The 14,955-nt window shown below is 60.3% G+C and carries 16 protein-coding genes; 10 read left to right on the top strand and 6 right to left on the bottom strand.

Annotated elements, in window-relative coordinates; translation table 11 throughout:
* The first annotated feature begins 123 nt into the window (after positions 1-123).
* The gene (locus GS620_RS18200) at positions 124-507 is read left to right on the top strand and encodes a hypothetical protein (protein ID WP_171617337.1); all 384 of its coding nucleotides are present in this window, start codon (positions 124-126) and stop codon (positions 505-507) included.
* On the opposite strand, the gene GS620_RS18195 is transcribed toward GS620_RS18200, so the two are convergent.
* Together GS620_RS18195 and GS620_RS18190 are read right to left on the bottom strand one after the other, a co-directional pair.
* Positions 508-1,605: a cystathionine gamma-lyase gene (locus GS620_RS18195; RefSeq protein WP_171617336.1), complete on the bottom strand. Its 1,098-nt coding sequence runs from the start codon at positions 1,603-1,605 to the stop codon at positions 508-510.
* A gap of 3 nt (positions 1,606-1,608) precedes the next feature.
* A complete protein-coding gene (locus GS620_RS18190; RefSeq protein ID WP_152459318.1) occupies positions 1,609-2,451 on the bottom strand; it encodes a TIGR00730 family Rossman fold protein in 843 nt (280 codons plus the stop codon).
* 79 nt (positions 2,452-2,530) lie between these two features.
* Between GS620_RS18190 and GS620_RS18185 the strand changes: the two genes are divergently transcribed.
* The 3 genes from GS620_RS18185 to dapD all read left to right on the top strand — a co-directional run bounded on the left by GS620_RS18185 (position 2,531) and on the right by dapD (position 5,021).
* Positions 2,531-3,442, top strand: coding sequence for a threonine/serine dehydratase (locus GS620_RS18185; RefSeq protein ID WP_171617335.1), 912 nt, complete (start codon positions 2,531-2,533; stop codon positions 3,440-3,442).
* A 44-nt stretch (positions 3,443-3,486) separates the two neighbouring features.
* On the top strand, positions 3,487-4,086 hold the full coding sequence (locus GS620_RS18180; RefSeq protein WP_171617334.1) for a GntR family transcriptional regulator: 600 nt from the start codon (positions 3,487-3,489) through the stop codon (positions 4,084-4,086).
* A 107-nt stretch (positions 4,087-4,193) separates the two neighbouring features.
* Positions 4,194-5,021 (top strand): 2,3,4,5-tetrahydropyridine-2,6-dicarboxylate N-succinyltransferase, encoded by an 828-nt coding sequence (gene dapD / locus GS620_RS18175; RefSeq protein ID WP_171617333.1) that lies wholly within the window; start codon positions 4,194-4,196, stop codon positions 5,019-5,021.
* 139 nt (positions 5,022-5,160) lie between these two features.
* Here dapD and GS620_RS18170 read toward each other — a convergent pair whose 3' ends face one another.
* Entirely contained in the window at positions 5,161-5,718 is a 558-nt protein-coding gene (locus GS620_RS18170; protein ID WP_216597944.1) for an MSCRAMM family adhesin SdrC, read from the bottom strand.
* 336 nt (positions 5,719-6,054) lie between these two features.
* On the opposite strand from GS620_RS18170, the gene GS620_RS18165 reads away from it, so the two are divergent.
* The gene (locus GS620_RS18165; RefSeq protein WP_171119954.1) at positions 6,055-6,399 is read left to right on the top strand and encodes a hypothetical protein; all 345 of its coding nucleotides are present in this window, start codon (positions 6,055-6,057) and stop codon (positions 6,397-6,399) included.
* Here the strand turns inward: GS620_RS18165 and GS620_RS18160 are convergent.
* On the bottom strand, positions 6,396-7,454 hold the full coding sequence (locus tag GS620_RS18160; protein ID WP_171617332.1) for a transporter substrate-binding domain-containing protein: 1,059 nt from the start codon (positions 7,452-7,454) through the stop codon (positions 6,396-6,398). The two genes, GS620_RS18165 and GS620_RS18160, sit on opposite strands and share 4 nt — an antisense overlap.
* Before the next feature lie 210 nt (positions 7,455-7,664).
* Between GS620_RS18160 and dapE the strand changes: the two genes are divergently transcribed.
* The 3 genes from dapE to rnr are packed head-to-tail and all read left to right on the top strand — an operon-like array spanning position 7,665 to position 11,689.
* Positions 7,665-8,804 carry a succinyl-diaminopimelate desuccinylase gene (gene dapE, locus GS620_RS18155; protein ID WP_171617331.1) on the top strand — a complete coding sequence of 380 codons (1,140 nt, stop codon included), beginning with the start codon at positions 7,665-7,667 and terminating at the stop codon, positions 8,802-8,804.
* A 3-nt stretch (positions 8,805-8,807) separates the two neighbouring features.
* Entirely contained in the window at positions 8,808-9,383 is a 576-nt protein-coding gene (locus GS620_RS18150; RefSeq protein WP_171172324.1) for a TIGR04282 family arsenosugar biosynthesis glycosyltransferase, read from the top strand.
* A 47-nt stretch (positions 9,384-9,430) separates the two neighbouring features.
* A complete protein-coding gene (rnr, locus tag GS620_RS18145; RefSeq protein WP_171617330.1) occupies positions 9,431-11,689 on the top strand; it encodes a ribonuclease R in 2,259 nt (752 codons plus the stop codon).
* On the opposite strand, the gene GS620_RS18140 is transcribed toward rnr, so the two are convergent.
* A complete protein-coding gene (locus tag GS620_RS18140; RefSeq protein WP_152459309.1) occupies positions 11,680-12,066 on the bottom strand; it encodes a DUF1801 domain-containing protein in 387 nt (128 codons plus the stop codon). The two genes, rnr and GS620_RS18140, sit on opposite strands and share 10 nt — an antisense overlap.
* Positions 12,063-12,761, bottom strand: coding sequence for a glutathione S-transferase family protein (locus tag GS620_RS18135; protein ID WP_171617329.1), 699 nt, complete (start codon positions 12,759-12,761; stop codon positions 12,063-12,065). The genes GS620_RS18140 and GS620_RS18135 overlap by 4 nt, the downstream gene beginning before the upstream one ends.
* Before the next feature lie 85 nt (positions 12,762-12,846).
* Between GS620_RS18135 and GS620_RS18130 the strand changes: the two genes are divergently transcribed.
* Positions 12,847-13,560, top strand: a complete 714-nt coding sequence (locus GS620_RS18130; RefSeq protein WP_171617328.1) for a YafY family protein — start codon at positions 12,847-12,849, stop codon at positions 13,558-13,560.
* Positions 13,561-13,622: 62 nt separating this feature from the next.
* Positions 13,623-14,939 (top strand): lytic murein transglycosylase, encoded by a 1,317-nt coding sequence (locus GS620_RS18125; RefSeq protein WP_171617325.1) that lies wholly within the window; start codon positions 13,623-13,625, stop codon positions 14,937-14,939.
* The last annotated feature ends 16 nt before the right edge of the window (positions 14,940-14,955 follow it).

Below are 14,955 nucleotides of genomic sequence, written 5' to 3'. Positions count from 1 at the left end.
GAATGTGTTCTACCATGCGATTTCAACGGGTCAAAAGGAAGAGGCGATTGAATTGCCTCGTAAAATCCTGCAGGTCTGTTAACATTTGCATGTTTCTAATTGTTGATTGACGGAGATCGCCGCATGACGCGCAGAATAAAATCCGCTCTGGCTTTGCTGGCCGGGAATGCCATTGGGTTGTTGCTTGCCTCTCTGATCTTGTCTGGATTTGCGATCAAGCCGATCTCGTTCATCGTAGTGGTGATTGTCTTCACCGTCGTGCAGGTTGTGGCCGAACCCGTGATCCTGAAACTGGGCGAAAAGAAAGCGCCCGCCCTGAAGGGCGGTATCGCCTTGATCGTGACTTTCGTGGGCCTTTTCGTGACCGACCTGATTGCCGCCGGGCTGACCGTTGGCGGGGTTTCGAACCTGCTGGCTGCGACGCTGCTGGTCTGGCTGGGGGCGCTGATCGCCAGCGTGGTACTGCCGATCTACGTGTTCAAAGAACTGCGCGAAGCCAAGAAGTAATCACAGCGCGTTCAGGCTGGCCTCGATGGCTTGCCACAGTTCCTCTACAGGTTCGCATCCGACGGACAGGCGGATGAAGGCGGGATCGACATCGTCGCCCCATCGCGCGCGCCGCTCGGCCGAGCTGTGGACGCCCCCGAATGACGTGGCCGGGCGCAGAAGCGGGCAATTGTTGATGAAGGCTTCGGCCTGTTCTTCGCTGTTCAGCGTCAGGGACAGAAGAAAGCCGAAACGTGTGGTCTGTTCTTGCGCCAGTTTATGCGACGGGTCGTTGGCCAGCCCGGGATAGCGCACCTGTTTCACTGCGGGATGTGCCGCCAGGCGTTCGGCCAATACTTCGGCCGAGCTGCACATCCGGTCGAACCGAACGTCCAGCGTTTCAAGGCCGCGATGCAGCAGCCATGCTTCATGTGGCCCCGGTATCGAGCCAGAGACTTTCCGCCATTCCCCGACCCGTTCCATGATGTCGCCGTTGCGGCTGGCCACATGACCCATCAGCATGTCGGAATGCCCGCCCATCGCCTTGGTATCGGACGAGACGACCACGTCGATGCCCAGATCAAGAGGACGCTGACCCAGCGGAGTCATCGTCGTATTGTCGGCAATGGTTATGCCCCCGGCAGCGCGCACCCGATCCGCCACCTCGGTCAGATCGATCATGTCCAACCCCGGATTCGAAGGGCTTTCGGCAAAGACCACATCGAACCCGTCAAAACCGCCTTCGGCAAAGGCGATGGTGGGGCGTTCTTCAACGATCACACCCAGCCGCGACAGGAAACGATCGGCCAAAAGGCGCGTCACGTAATAGCCGTCGGAGGGGATCAGCAGGCGTGATCCGGCCTTTACGGTGGCAAACAGTGCCGCGGAAATCGCCGCCATGCCCGAGGGAAAGCTGAGGCAGGGCGCGTCTTCCAAATGCGACAGAACATGCTCCAGATGCACCCAGGTCGGGTTGTCCACCCGACCGTAACTCGCCTGCCCGTCCGGGGTGCCCGGCAGGTGGTACATGCTGCTTTGGGTCAGTGGCAGCGCTACGGGTTCGCCCTTGCTCAGGGCATTTCCACGCAGATGCAGCATCTCTCCGGTCTTGGGCGCCATGGTTCAGCGCCCCGGAATTTCGTCGCGGGGCGGGGCGGGCTCCCAGTTTTCGATGATCTCGACCGCCTCCTGCGCCGTGTCCACAAAGCGGAACAGATCAAGATCCTCGTCCGAGATGGTTCCGGCATCGGCCAGCGCTTTCCAGTTGATGACCTTTTCCCAGAATTCGCGCCCAAACAGCAGGAAGGGCACGCGGTCCATCCGGCCGGTCTGAATCAGGGTCAGGGATTCGAACAGCTCGTCCATGGTTCCGAAACCGCCGGGGAAAATCGTGATGGCGCGGGCGCGCATCAGGAAGTGCATCTTGCGGATGGCGAAATAGTGGAAGTTGAAGCTGAGATCCGGCGTCACATAAAGGTTCGGGGCCTGTTCGTGCGGCAGAACGATATTCAACCCGATAGAACATCCGCCCGCATCCTGTGCCCCACGGTTGCCTGCCTCCATCACACCGGGACCGCCGCCCGTGACAATCACGTTTTCACGGCAGCCGGTCTCGTTCGATTTCACGGTCATCAGCCGCGCAAACTCGCGCGCCTCGTCATAATAGGCCGACAGACCAGCCAGCGTTTCCGTTCGTGCGGTGTGTTTCTGCGATGGTTCAGGGATGCGCGCGCCGCCGAACATCACGATGGTCGAGGTGATCTCGCGCTCGCTCATGATCATCTCGGGTTTCAACAATTCCAGTTGCAGACGTACCGGGCGCAGCTCGTCCCGGCACAGGAATTCGTCATCGGCAAAGGCAAGGCGATAGGCGGACGATCGCGTTTGCGGCGTGTCCGGCACTTCGCTCGCGGTCGAGCGATCTGTCTGCGCATCGCGAAACGGATTGTGGCGGTCTTCTCTCATGGGTGATCGATCCCTGCTTGCGTGTTTTCCAAACAGCTATAGGGTTCGCGGGCAGAGTGCCAGTCACGGAAAGACAAGAATGAATTGGAAGAGCGAAATATCAGCGGCGCGTGATCGTATCGCCGGACATACGCAGGTGACGCCGGTCATCGAGAGCCGAATTCCGGGCCATCCCATTGAGCTGAAGCTGGAGCACATGCAGCACACGGGCAGTTTCAAGGCGCGCGGTGCGTTCAATACGTTGTTGAGCCTCGACGTGCCCGATGCAGGTGTCGTGGCTGCATCCGGTGGCAATCATGGTGCAGCGGCGGCCTTTGCGGCGCAGGCGCTTGGTTATACGGCCAAGATTTTCGTGCCCGAACTGGCAGGGCCATCCAAGATTGCATTGATCCGGCAAACCGGAGCGGATCTGAGCGTTGTGTCCGGCGAATACGCCAATGCGCTGACACAGGCGCAGGCGCATGAAGCTGAAACCGGAGCGATGCAGATACACGCCTATGATGCGCCGGCTACCGTGGCGGGGCAGGGGACCTGCTTTGCGGAATGGGATGCGCAGGGTCTACAAGCAGACACGGTGCTGGTCGCTGTGGGCGGCGGTGGGCTGATCGCCGGGGCGTTGGCGTGGTTCGACGGTGCGCGCAAGGTCGTCGCGGTGGAGCCCGAAACCTCGTGCGCGCTAAATGCGGCGTTGCAGGCCGGTGAACCGGTGGATGTCTCGGTATCCGGGATTGCAGCGAACGCCTTGGGCGCGCGCCGGATCGGGCGGATCTGTTTTGATCTCGCGCAGGGGATGACTTCGGTCCTTGTGTCGGATGACGCTATCGCGGCAGCTCAGAAGATGTTGTGGCAGGCGCATCGTATTCTGGTGGAACCGGCGGGCGCTACGGCGTTGGCAGCCTTGACCTCGGGCGTGTATCGGCCCGAACCAGGCGAACGCGTGGCCGTTCTGGTGTGTGGTGCGAATGTCGCGCCGGACCCGCTTGCGGGGTGAATTATCTGGTTGAGGATAGCTGTCGCAAATTTTATCTATAATTTATGACCGCTACGATCTCGGACACGATTTACCAGAACCTCAGCCAGCAAATCATCACCGGAGAGCTGAGCGCCGGGGAAAAGCTGCGGCAGGATCATATTGCCCGCACCTTCGACACCAGCCATGTTCCGGTGCGGGAAGCTCTGTTGCGGCTTGAGGCGCATGGATTGGCCCGGCACGAGCCGCGCCGGGGCATGCGGGTTACGGCGCTGGACCCGGCAGAGGTGCGAGAGGTCATCGAAATGCGCGTGGCGCTGGAAACACTGGCGTTGCAGCAATCGGTGCAGAACATGTCTCCGGTCGCATTGGACAAGATCGATCGCGCACGCATCGCCTGTGACGAGGCGCAGGCGATGCCCCAATGGGAAGCGTTGAACAGAGCATTCCATCGCGCCATCCTGACACCTTGCGGGCTGCCCCGTCTGTTGCACACCATCGACGATCTGCATATCGCAAGCGCACGCCACTTGTTTGCGCATTGGCGGTCGAAATGGGTGCAGCAAACTGACAAGGATCACGCCGCACTTGTTCAGGCGCTCAGGCGGAAGGACCTGAGCACGGCAAAAGGTATTCTGACCCGACATATACGCCGCGCCAGCTAAATAGCGCCTTTCAGACGCAAAACGGCCCGTGTTCGTCGCATTGCGCCATTGGCCCGGCTTGCGTATAGGCCAAACCAACATGAACAGATTCTGTAGGGAGACGCCCCATGTCCAACGCGCAACTGGAAGCCGCCATCGAAGCCGCCTGGGAGGCACGCGACACGATCACACCCGCCACGGCAGGTGAACAACGCGAAGCGATCGAAGACACGCTGGACGCGCTGGACAGTGGGTCGCTGCGTGTTGCCGAAAAGCTGGAAAACGGCGACTGGCACGTGAACCAGTGGGCCAAAAAGGCGGTTCTGCTGGGCTTTCGCATCAAGGACATGGAAATTCAGACTGGCGGTCCGCAGGACGGCGGTTGGTGGGACAAGGTGGACAGCAAGTTCGCAGGTTGGGGTGAAGATCAATGGCGCTCGGCCGGGTTCCGCGCGGTTCCCAACTGCGTTGTGCGCAAGTCGGCCTATATCGCGCCGGGCGTGGTGCTGATGCCATCCTTCGTCAACCTTGGCGCCTATGTGGATGAAGGCACCATGGTCGACACCTGGGCGACCGTCGGCTCATGCGCGCAGATCGGCAAAAACGTCCACCTGTCGGGCGGTGTAGGCATCGGCGGCGTGCTGGAGCCGATGCAGGCCGGCCCGACCATCATCGAGGACAACTGCTTTATCGGCGCGCGCTCCGAGGTGGTCGAGGGCTGCATCGTCCGCGAAGGCTCGGTTCTGGGTATGGGCGTGTTCATCGGCAAATCTACCAAGATCGTGGATCGGGAAACCGGCGAAGTGACATATGGCGAAGTCCCGCCCTATTCCGTGGTCGTTGCGGGTTCGATGCCGTCAAAGAACAACACCAGCCTGTATTGCGCGGTGATTGTGAAGCGGGTGGATGAAAAGACCCGGTCGAAAACCGGCATCAACGAATTGCTGCGGGACTGATCGCCCCGGTTGTACAGAAAGGCCGGAGCTGACCCGCTCCGGCCTTTCCAGTTTTTGGGGTGTTACGCGTATGTGACCGAACCTTGGTCAGAGCCGGTCCTGAGATTGTGTCCAGGCTCGGACGAACGCTCTGTGTGGGTCAGCGATTTTCACCCTGCATAGCGTCGACTTCTGAGTTTCCTGCGTTGGTTTCCGTGCCTTCGCTTTCGCTGTCGCCGCCGCTTTCGTTATCGCCGCCGCCTTCGTTATCACCGCCGCCTTCGTTGTCGCCGCCGCTTTCGTTATCGCCGCCGCCTTCGTTGTCGCCGCCGCTTTCGTTGTCGCCGCCGCCTTCGTTGTCGCCGCCGCTTTCGTTGTCGCCGCCGCTTTCGTTGTCGCCGCCGCTTTCGTTATCGCCGCCGCTTTCGTTATCGCCGCCGCTTTCGTTGTCGCCGCCGCTTTCGTTGTCGCCGCCGCTTTCGTTGTCGCCGCCGCTTTCGTTATCGCTGCCGCTTTCGCTGTCGCCGCCGCCTTCGTTATCGCCGCCGCTTTCGTTGTCGCCGCCGCTCTCGCTATCGCCAGCGCCTTCGCTTTCACCGCCGCCGTCTTGGGCGTAAGCTGCACTTGGCGTCACAAAAGACAGCACGGCGACAGCAGGTACTCCGGAAAGCACAATCACACTTGCAGTTGTCATCATTAACTTGGACAGAACACTCATTTTAATTCTCCTGTAAAAAATGACTTACGCAGTGGCACCATCCTAGAGTTGGCTTCTCTTCACCGTTGTGAAAGGCAGGAAACGCGTCGAACTCAGCAGGAAATGGCTAAAATTGAGGCCAAAATGTGGCAAAAATGTGCCCGTTTCAACTCAGGGATTGGAATTGAAACGCTGCTCAATTTTTGGGCGAAAACGGGAATAGGGCTTTGCTGAGTCGCATTTCTGCAAGTCCTCACTGCCTATGGGCGGGGCAAGGGGCTGTGTAAGATCCCATACTTAAGCCAGGATCGATGGAAGCAGTTGACCCTTCAAAACGCCGCGCGTAATGCAGGGCCCATGGAAAAGCGAAAGAAGCCCTCACGTCAGCAAGTCTATACCCTTCTGGTCCAGATCGGCCGTAAGGATGGCGACGGGCTGCCGGACGGTGCGACCGGGGCGGCACTGATCTGCTATGCCAGTGGCGTGGACGAAGCCGAGGCCGTGCGCGAGACGGTGGCTATTCTGAAGCAGGCCGACACCGCGCCTTTGGATGTCACCGGGTACGGGACCTTGGCCGAGCGTGAGGCACAGGGACATGAAATCGAACCTGACGAACGTGCCCTGATGCAGCGTGCTCTGGATGAAAACGCCGTGATCGTCGCGCAGATGACACCGTTCTTCGGAGACGAGGCGCAGGCCTAGTTCCGCATACCGAACCACTTGCGATAGATTTCGTCATAGGTTCCGTCTTCGCGCAATGACAGCAGGGCCTGGTTGACATCCTCGACCAGAGGCGACCCGGTCGGGAAAGCAATGCCATAGTTCTCGCGCAGGAAGACGCCGCCTGTCATCGACGCCGTTCGCCGGCCTTCATGGGCCGCATAGTAGGAAAGGATCGGCGCGTCGAATACAACGGCATCCAGTTGTTTGGACTGGAACGCATCCAGCATCTGCTCCAGCCCGGGATAGCCGGTGAATTCAATATCACGCCGGTTCAGAAAACTTGCCGCGGTCGAGTCCGTGATTGTCCCGACACTTTTGCCATACAGGTCATTCACCGAATTCACGCTGCCTGTGATCGCATCCACGGTCATGACCGAGGTGATGCGGGCCGTGAAAACGGACACGATGAACAGTGACGAAACAACCAGAACGACACCCAGAAGCCGGCCGAACGGCGTGCGCGGCATCCTCTCTTCGAACCCGCCGTTCACGACAAGGTTCAGCGCCCACCAGAACGAGGGAAACCAAGCCTCATTCAGCTTGCGATCGAAATAGGGTTGAGCACTACGCTCAAAGCTCCACATCAGCATGCCGCCGCCCAACAGAATGGCGAAGGCCAGGCCGATGGCGATAAACAGCTCTTTTGAGAGCAGCGCATGCAGCAGCGAAGGCTGGCGCGCGGCTTCCGATGGCACCATGATCTGTAGGCCCGCCTCAAAGATCGGCTGGCTGAAGTCCATTTGCGTTTCCCGCAGCGCGGTTATCGAGATATTGGCGACCGCAAGATCGGCGGACCCGTTCTGAACCGCCTCCAGCATATCTGAGAATGAATCGACCCGATTGATGGAATAGTCCCAGTTCAGCGCCTCTGCCAGCGCGGAGAGAAGATCCATTGAAAAGCCGGTTTCCGCACCGTCTTCGACATAAGAAAACGGGGGGCGGGTCACCGTCGTAACCGTTAGAGACTGTGCCATGCTCTGCTGCGCTAGGACGGCGAAAGTCAGGCAGATCAGTGCGTAGAATGCGCGCTTCATTTTCATTCACCTGTTTCGCGGCCCTGTAACGCGATTGTGCGGCGGGCGGCAAGATGGTCGCCGGGTAAACCGCCATGATTTGTTGGGGTGTCGCTTTGATATCTGAGCAGTCGGGTGAAATGATATTTTTGCGAATTGGGGTTGGAAAACCGGCCAATTCGTTGAATCTGTGCGCGAACCCGCGAAAGATACAGTTCCAGAGGCCATTGCATGACCGACCCCGTCCAATTGACAGCCGATCTGATCCGTTGCCCATCGGTCACACCTGCCGAGGGTGGCGCGCTGGTTCTGCTGGGATCGGTGCTGGCGGATGCGGGGTTTGAATGCACGCGTGTCGACCGTGGTGGCGTCAGCAACCTGTTCGCACGATGGGGTCAAAAAGGCCATCCGCGCAGTTTCGGGTTCAACGGCCATACTGATGTTGTGCCGGTCGGCGACGAGGCCGCGTGGACGATGCCGCCTTTCGGGGCCGAAATACGCGATGGTGTGATGTATGGGCGTGGGGCAACGGATATGAAATCCGGCGTTGCGGCGTTTGCGGCGGCGGCAATCGATTTCGTGCGCGACACCCCACCGGACGGAGCCATCATCCTGACGATCACCGGCGACGAGGAAGGCGACGCGCTGGATGGCACGACCGCCTTGCTGGATTACATGGACGGCGCGAATGAACATATGTCTGTCTGTCTGGTGGGTGAGCCCACCTGCCCGAACAAGATGGGCGAAATGATGAAGATCGGCCGTCGCGGGTCGATGACCGCATGGTTTACGATCACTGGTGTTCAGGGGCATTCGGCTTATCCGCATCGTGCCAAAAACCCTTTGCCAGCCATGGCGCGGCTGATGGATCGGCTGGCGGGGCACGAACTGGATCAGGGCACGGACCACTTCGATGCGTCGACATTGGCAGTGGTGACAATCGACACCGGGAATGCGGCCACCAACGTAATCCCGGCGCAGTGCAAGGGAACGGTGAATATTCGTTTCAATGATCTGCATTCCGGGGCCAGCCTGAGTAACTGGCTGAAGACGGAAGCAGATGAGGTGGCCGCTCAGTTCGGCGTTGAAATAGATGTCACAATCAAGATTTCAGGCGAAAGCTTTCTGACCCCGCCGGGGCCCTTGTCGGATCTGGTGGCCAAAGCGGTAGAGGCGGAAACAGGCGCATCGCCCGAGCTTTCGACGACCGGTGGTACGTCGGATGCGCGTTTCATCAAGAACCATTGCCCGGTTGTAGAGTTCGGTCTGGTCGGTCGCACGATGCATCAGGTCGACGAATGCGTCGAGGTGGCCCAGATCCAGCAACTCAAATCGATTTATACTCGTATCCTGACCGACTATTTCGCCTGATCCATGCAGCGCACATTGGTGATCATGGTGAAGGAACCTCAACCGGGCCGCGTCAAAACACGGCTTGGACGAGAAATCGGCATGGTCGCGGCGGCGTGGTGGTTTCGACACCAGACCCGGTCCTTGATCCGGCGGCTGCGTGATCCCCGTTGGCGAATCGTTTTGGCCGTCTCACCCGATCAGCAGGGTCTGAACAGCCGGGTTTGGCCCGCTGACCTGCCGCGCGCCGCGCAGGGGCGTGGGGACCTGGGGGATCGCATGGGGCGGATGCTGCGCGGGATGCCCAAGGGGCCGGTTTGCCTGATCGGTGCGGATATTCCGGGCATTTCGCGCCGCCATATTGCCCGTGCCTTCGACGCATTGGGGCGTTCTGAGATGGTGTTTGGGCCAGCCCCGGATGGTGGCTATTGGCTGGTCGGCGCACAACGATATGCAGCCTTGCCGGCAAGGCTGTTCCAAAACGTGCGCTGGTCGACGGAACACGCATTGGCTGACACGCTGGCCTCGATTTCTGGCGGTCGGGTGTCATTGCTTGATCAGCTGCGCGATGTGGATACGGTTGCCGATCTTGAACCCTGAGGCTTTTTGGTCATGACGCGGTCGCAAACGCGTGCTAGGCCGGACGTATGACTCGCATCCCTACCAAGCAGGAGGTCCTGGACTGGATCTCGGCGAACCCCACCCTGACCTCAAAACGCGATATCGCCAAAGCCTTTGGCATCAAGGGCGCGGATCGGATTGATCTGAAACGTATCCTCAAAGAGCTTGAGGCCGAAGGCCATCTTGAGAAGCGCAAGCGCAGTTACCGCGACCCGGATCGCCTGCCGCCGGTCAGCGTGTTGCAGGTAAAGGCGCCGAATGCCGATGGCGACCTGTTCGCGCGGCCGCTGGAATGGCATGGCGAGGGGGTCGAGCCCATCGTTCTGATCATTGCTCGCGCCAGCGACCCGGCGCTGGGCGAAGGTGATCGCATTCTGGCTCGTCTGACCGTGGTGCATGAGGAAGATCACAATTACGAAGCCCGCCTGATCCGCCGTATCGGGACGAACCCTCGGAAAATCGTGGGTATCTTCCGCAAAGGGGCTGAAGGCGGGCGGATCGTGCCGATCGACAAGGCCGGATCGACCGAATGGCTGGTGGCCGAAGGCGCTGCGCTGAGCGCCAGGGATGGCGAACTGGTCGAGGCTGAACAAGCCGGGTCGAAAAACCGCATGGGGCTGCCACGCGCGCGTATCGTAGAACGGCTGGGCGACCCGACTGCGCCCAAGGCCGTTTCGTTGATCGCGATCCATCAGCACGGCATCCCGGATGATTTCCCCGACAAGGTGATTGCCGAGGCCGACAAGGCCAAGCCTGTCGGCCTGAAAGGCCGCGAGGATCTGCGGGATATGCCTTTGCTGACGATCGATCCCTCGGACGCGCGCGATCATGACGACGCCTGTTATGCCCATGCAGACGATGATCCCAAGAACCCCGGAGGGCACGTCATCTGGGTCGCCATTGCTGATGTCGCCGCCTATGTGCGGCCCGGCACCGCGCTGGACGGCGAGGCGCGCAAGCGCGGCAATTCCAGCTATTTCCCCGACCGCGTCGTGCCGATGCTGCCCGACCGTCTGTCGGGTGATCTGTGTTCGCTGCACGAAGGCGTGCCGCGCGCCTGTATCGCGGTGCGGATGCGGATCGATGCAAACGGCAACAAGATCGACCACCGGTTCGTGCGCGGTCTGATGCGCTCGGCCGCGTCCCTGAACTATGCCGAGGTGCAAGAGGCCATTGACGGCACCCCCAATGACCGGACCGGCCCGCTGCTGGAGAGCGTTCTGAAGCCGCTTTATGCCGCCTATGGCGCGCTGAAAAAGGCCCGTGCTGATCGCCAGCCGCTGGAGTTGGACCTGCCGGAGCGCAAGATCGTTCTGAACGACAAGGGCGAGGTCGAAAGCGTGGCCTTCCGCGAGCGGCTGGACGCGCACCGGCTGATCGAGGAATTCATGATCCTGGCCAACGTGGCCGCCGCCGAGACGCTGATCGCCAAGCGCAGCCCGCTGCTGTTCCGGGTGCACGAAGAACCCGCGCCTGAAAAACTGGAAAGCCTGCGCGAGACGGCGCAGGCCGCCGGGCTGAATCTGGCCAAGGGGCAGGTGCTCCAGACCCGTCACCTGAACGCGCTGCTGAATGCCGCCGCCGGCACCGAGGATGCCGAGCTGATCAATCTCAGCACCTTGCGGTCGATGGCGCAGGCCTATTACAGCCCGGAAAACTTCGGCCATTTCGGGCTGGCGCTGCGCAACTACGCGCATTTCACCTCGCCCATCCGGCGCTATGCCGACCTGATCGTGCACCGGGCGCTGATCTCGGCCCATGGCTGGGGCAAGGACGGGCTGACCGAGGACGAAATTGCCCGGCTCGAAGAAACGGCCACGCATATTTCAGATACCGAACGCCGCTCGATGATGGCCGAGCGCGATACGACCGACCGCTATCTGGCGGCTTATCTCAGCGAACGTGTGGGCAACGAATTCACCGGTCGGATCAGTGGCATTGCCCGGTTCGGGGCCTTCGTGAAAATGGACGAAACGGGCGCGGATGGCCTGGTGCCGGTGCGGTCTTTGGGGCGCGAATTCTTTCATTTTGATCGAGAGGCCGGAACGCTGATGGGCTCGGATTCCGGGCTGATCATCGCCATCGGCCAGCGGGTCACGGTGCGGCTGACCGAGGCGACACCTGTGACCGGCGGGTTGGAGCTGGAGCTGCTGTCCATCGACGATCAGGCGCTGCCGCGCGGGCGCGGGCCCGCCAAGCGGTCGACGCGACGCAAGGCCGCCAGCACCAAGCGCAAGAAGGACAAGATCAAGCGCAAGGTCGAACGCAAGCGCCGTCAAAGGTGATAGGTCAGCGCCCGGGCAATCAGCCAGCCATGGCGGGTTTCATCGATCTGGCGCGGGTCATCGAACAGGATGGCCCGGTTTCCGTCAATCCGGTCCTCGCCCGGAAAGGCCGTGGTGAAATCACCGATCAATCGGCTTTGGCAGTGCACGAACAGTGCGAAATCCGCAGATTTGTGAGCCCCCAGCCGGATCGTTGATCCTTTGGGGGCAAGATAGGCGGGCTGGCCCCAGCGCAGCTCTTCTCGCAATGGATTGGCGGCGGGCAGAGACTCTGCTGTGTTCAGTATCAGGTCGCGAAGCGCCAGAGCCCCCGCGCGTGCTTGCGGGGGCATGGCTTCAAAGGCCGAGGCGACCGAAGGGTCATCAAAAGGTTTCATGCAATCGGTATCGCCTGTTCCATCCGGTCTACGTAACTGTTCAACAGATTATCCAGTTTGATCCTGCGGGTCAGTGGGGTATCGGCAGGCGTTGCGCGCATGGCGGCGAGCATCGGGCCGACGCTCATATCTGCTGAAGTCGGTTGATCCGCCAGCAGGAAGCGGGATTGCCACAGATGGGCCGAGATCGCCTCGAGATCGCGTTCGACCCGGTCCATGCGCTCGGGCAACGAGAACCGGCCGATCCCTTGTGACGTGATCCCTTTCAGAACGGATTTTCGGATCGCATTGGACGCCGGCTTTCGGATCAGAGCCGGAATTCCAGTGAAAAAGGTTTCGCGAAGGATCGGCCAGACCTCGTCATTGCCCCAGCGGTCCAGAACGATGTGGAAATACAGATGCTCTTCGGCCATTCGTACCAGCGCGCGGGATTGCGCTTTTTCCACATCCGAAAGCCCCTGATCGAACTCCGCCCCCTTCTGTTCCAGCCAATCGCGGATCAGATCGCTGTCTGGTATCAACCGCTCTGGCGTGCGCAGCACTGGCAGTTTTTGATGCGGCATCCTGCGCGGGTCAAGCATGTCCGAACGCTGCCAGACCTGACCGGAGTGCTGAAGCATCAAGGCTGTCTTGACGCAGAACGGGCTGGCGCTGAACAGTCCGAAGGCGGAAGGATAGGTGAGAAGGGTCAGCATCGCATGGCTCCGTGTTTTTGATGTGCCGGATGAGTAAACCGGCCTGATGACAGTTTTTGTCATTAGGGATAGGCTAGGGTTCATCATGTCCCGCACCGCCCGATTGTTCCAACTGATGCAAGCTCTGCGTTCTGGCCCATCGCCCAGAACGTCTGAACAACTGGCGCAGGATCTGGGTGTTTCTGCCAGGACGATACACAGGGATATTGATGCGCTGCGTGGTCTGGGGGCCGTTATTGACGGTGAGGCAGGGTTTGGGTTCACCCTGATCGAAGATGCCACATTGCCGCCATTGGGTTTCACCGATGACGAGCTTGAGGCCCTGGTTCTTGGCCTGCGCGAAGTTCAGGTGATTGGTGACCCGGCCTTGTCAGATGCAGCCAGCGCCGCCCTGCGGAAATTGCAGGGGCGATTGCCACAGCGACAGTCCCATCGGCTGAGCCACGCGGTTCTGGCGGCAACGCGGTTCAATCGCCCGCCCGCGCCGACCATCGACGTGGCCATTTTGCGGCAGGCGACGTGGGACGAACGCGCGGTCGAGTTCTCGTACACGGACGCAAAAGGCGATGCCACACAAAGACGGGTCAACCCGCTTAGCATCGTCTATATGGATCGATCAAATGTGTTGCTCGGCTGGTGCCACCTGAGACAGGATTTTCGCGTTTTCCGGTTGGATCGCATGCAGGACATGTCCGTGACAGATCAAAGCTTTAGACCGAACCGGGTGCCCATGCTGCGCGAAGTTTTGGCGCAAATCCGCGCAGCGCACTACGCGCAAGAACGCGATGAGTGTGCCTGAGACTTTGTGATTCGCCGATTTTGCGCTACTCTGAGGTCGAGCAGTAATCAGGAAAAATCGGAATGCAAAAATGCGTAGGCGGCGTCATGACCGTCGCATTGTGGGCATCCATGGTGCAGGCGGACATATCAGAAAAAACGACTTGGCCAGACAGTGCAGTGTCAGGCGAAAAGATACAGCTGGCCTCGGCGGATGTGGCGGTTTCGATCCGTCCGGTCCCGCGCCCGGCGGTTGAGGCTTTGCGGGTGTCCGCGGCCGTGACCGCACGGTTTCAGGCCTGGCTCGGCGCGTTTCAGGAGCGCGCGAAGCAGCAGGGTATATCGGAAAGAACATTGAACAGGGTGTTCTCGGACATGATCTTTGACGAGGACATCCTGAAAAAAGACCGCAATCAGGCTGAATTTTCGAAACCGATCTGGGAGTATCTGGATTCCGCCGTCTCGGACATGCGCGTTTCCAATGGTCGTGCCGCGATGCAACGATATCGGCAGGTGTTGCAGCAAATCGAGGCGGAATATGGCGTTGAAAAAGAAGTGGTCACGGCGATCTGGGGGCTGGAAACATCATTCGGCTCTTATCGTGGCAGCAACCGGACGCTGAGTTCCTTGGCGACACTGGCCTTTGATGCACGGCGGGCGCAGTTCTTTGAAACGCAGTTAATCGCCGCCCTGAGGATCGTGCAGGCAGGTGATGTCAGCGCCAAAAATATGCTGGGCAGCTGGGCAGGTGCGATGGGGCACACGCAGTTCATGCCAACCTCGTATCTGGATCACGCAGTTGATTTCGATGGCGATGGTCGGCGTGACATCTGGTCGGATGATCCGACGGATGCGCTGGCCTCGGCCGCGTCCTATCTGGCGCGGCACGGTTGGAAAAAGGGGCAGCCCTGGGGCGTCGAGGTGCGCTTGCCCGAAGGGTTCGACTATGCCATCGCCAAACGGGACTACACTCTGCTGCCGTCAGATTGGGCGGCGCGTGGCGTGGTGGGGCGTGACGGCAAACCGGTACCGGATCACGGGCAAGCCGCAATCCTTTTGCCCGCCGGGGGGCAGGGCGTGGCGCTGATGATTTTCGACAATTTCAGCGTGATCGAGGCCTATAACGGCGCCGACGCTTATGTGATCGGTATCGGGCACCTTTCCGACCGGCTTGCGGGTGGCACACCGTTTCAGTCCGACTGGCCCCGAGGTGAGCGGGCGCTGAGCTTCACCGAGAAGAAAGAGCTGCAAACCCGCCTGACTGATGCAGGGTTCGATACAAAGGGTATCGATGGGCGCACCGGGCCGAACACCATCAATGCGGTTCGCGCCTACCAACTGGCGCAGGGTTTGGTGCCGGACGGCTATCCAACTGCGACACTTTTGGAGCGGCTGAGGTGAACGATAAGAGGCGACC

Source organism: Ruegeria sp. HKCCD6428 (genome assembly GCF_013110595.1).
Classification (GTDB): Bacteria; Pseudomonadota; Alphaproteobacteria; order Rhodobacterales; family Rhodobacteraceae; genus Ruegeria.
This window is presented reverse-complemented; position numbering and strand designations above follow the sequence as displayed.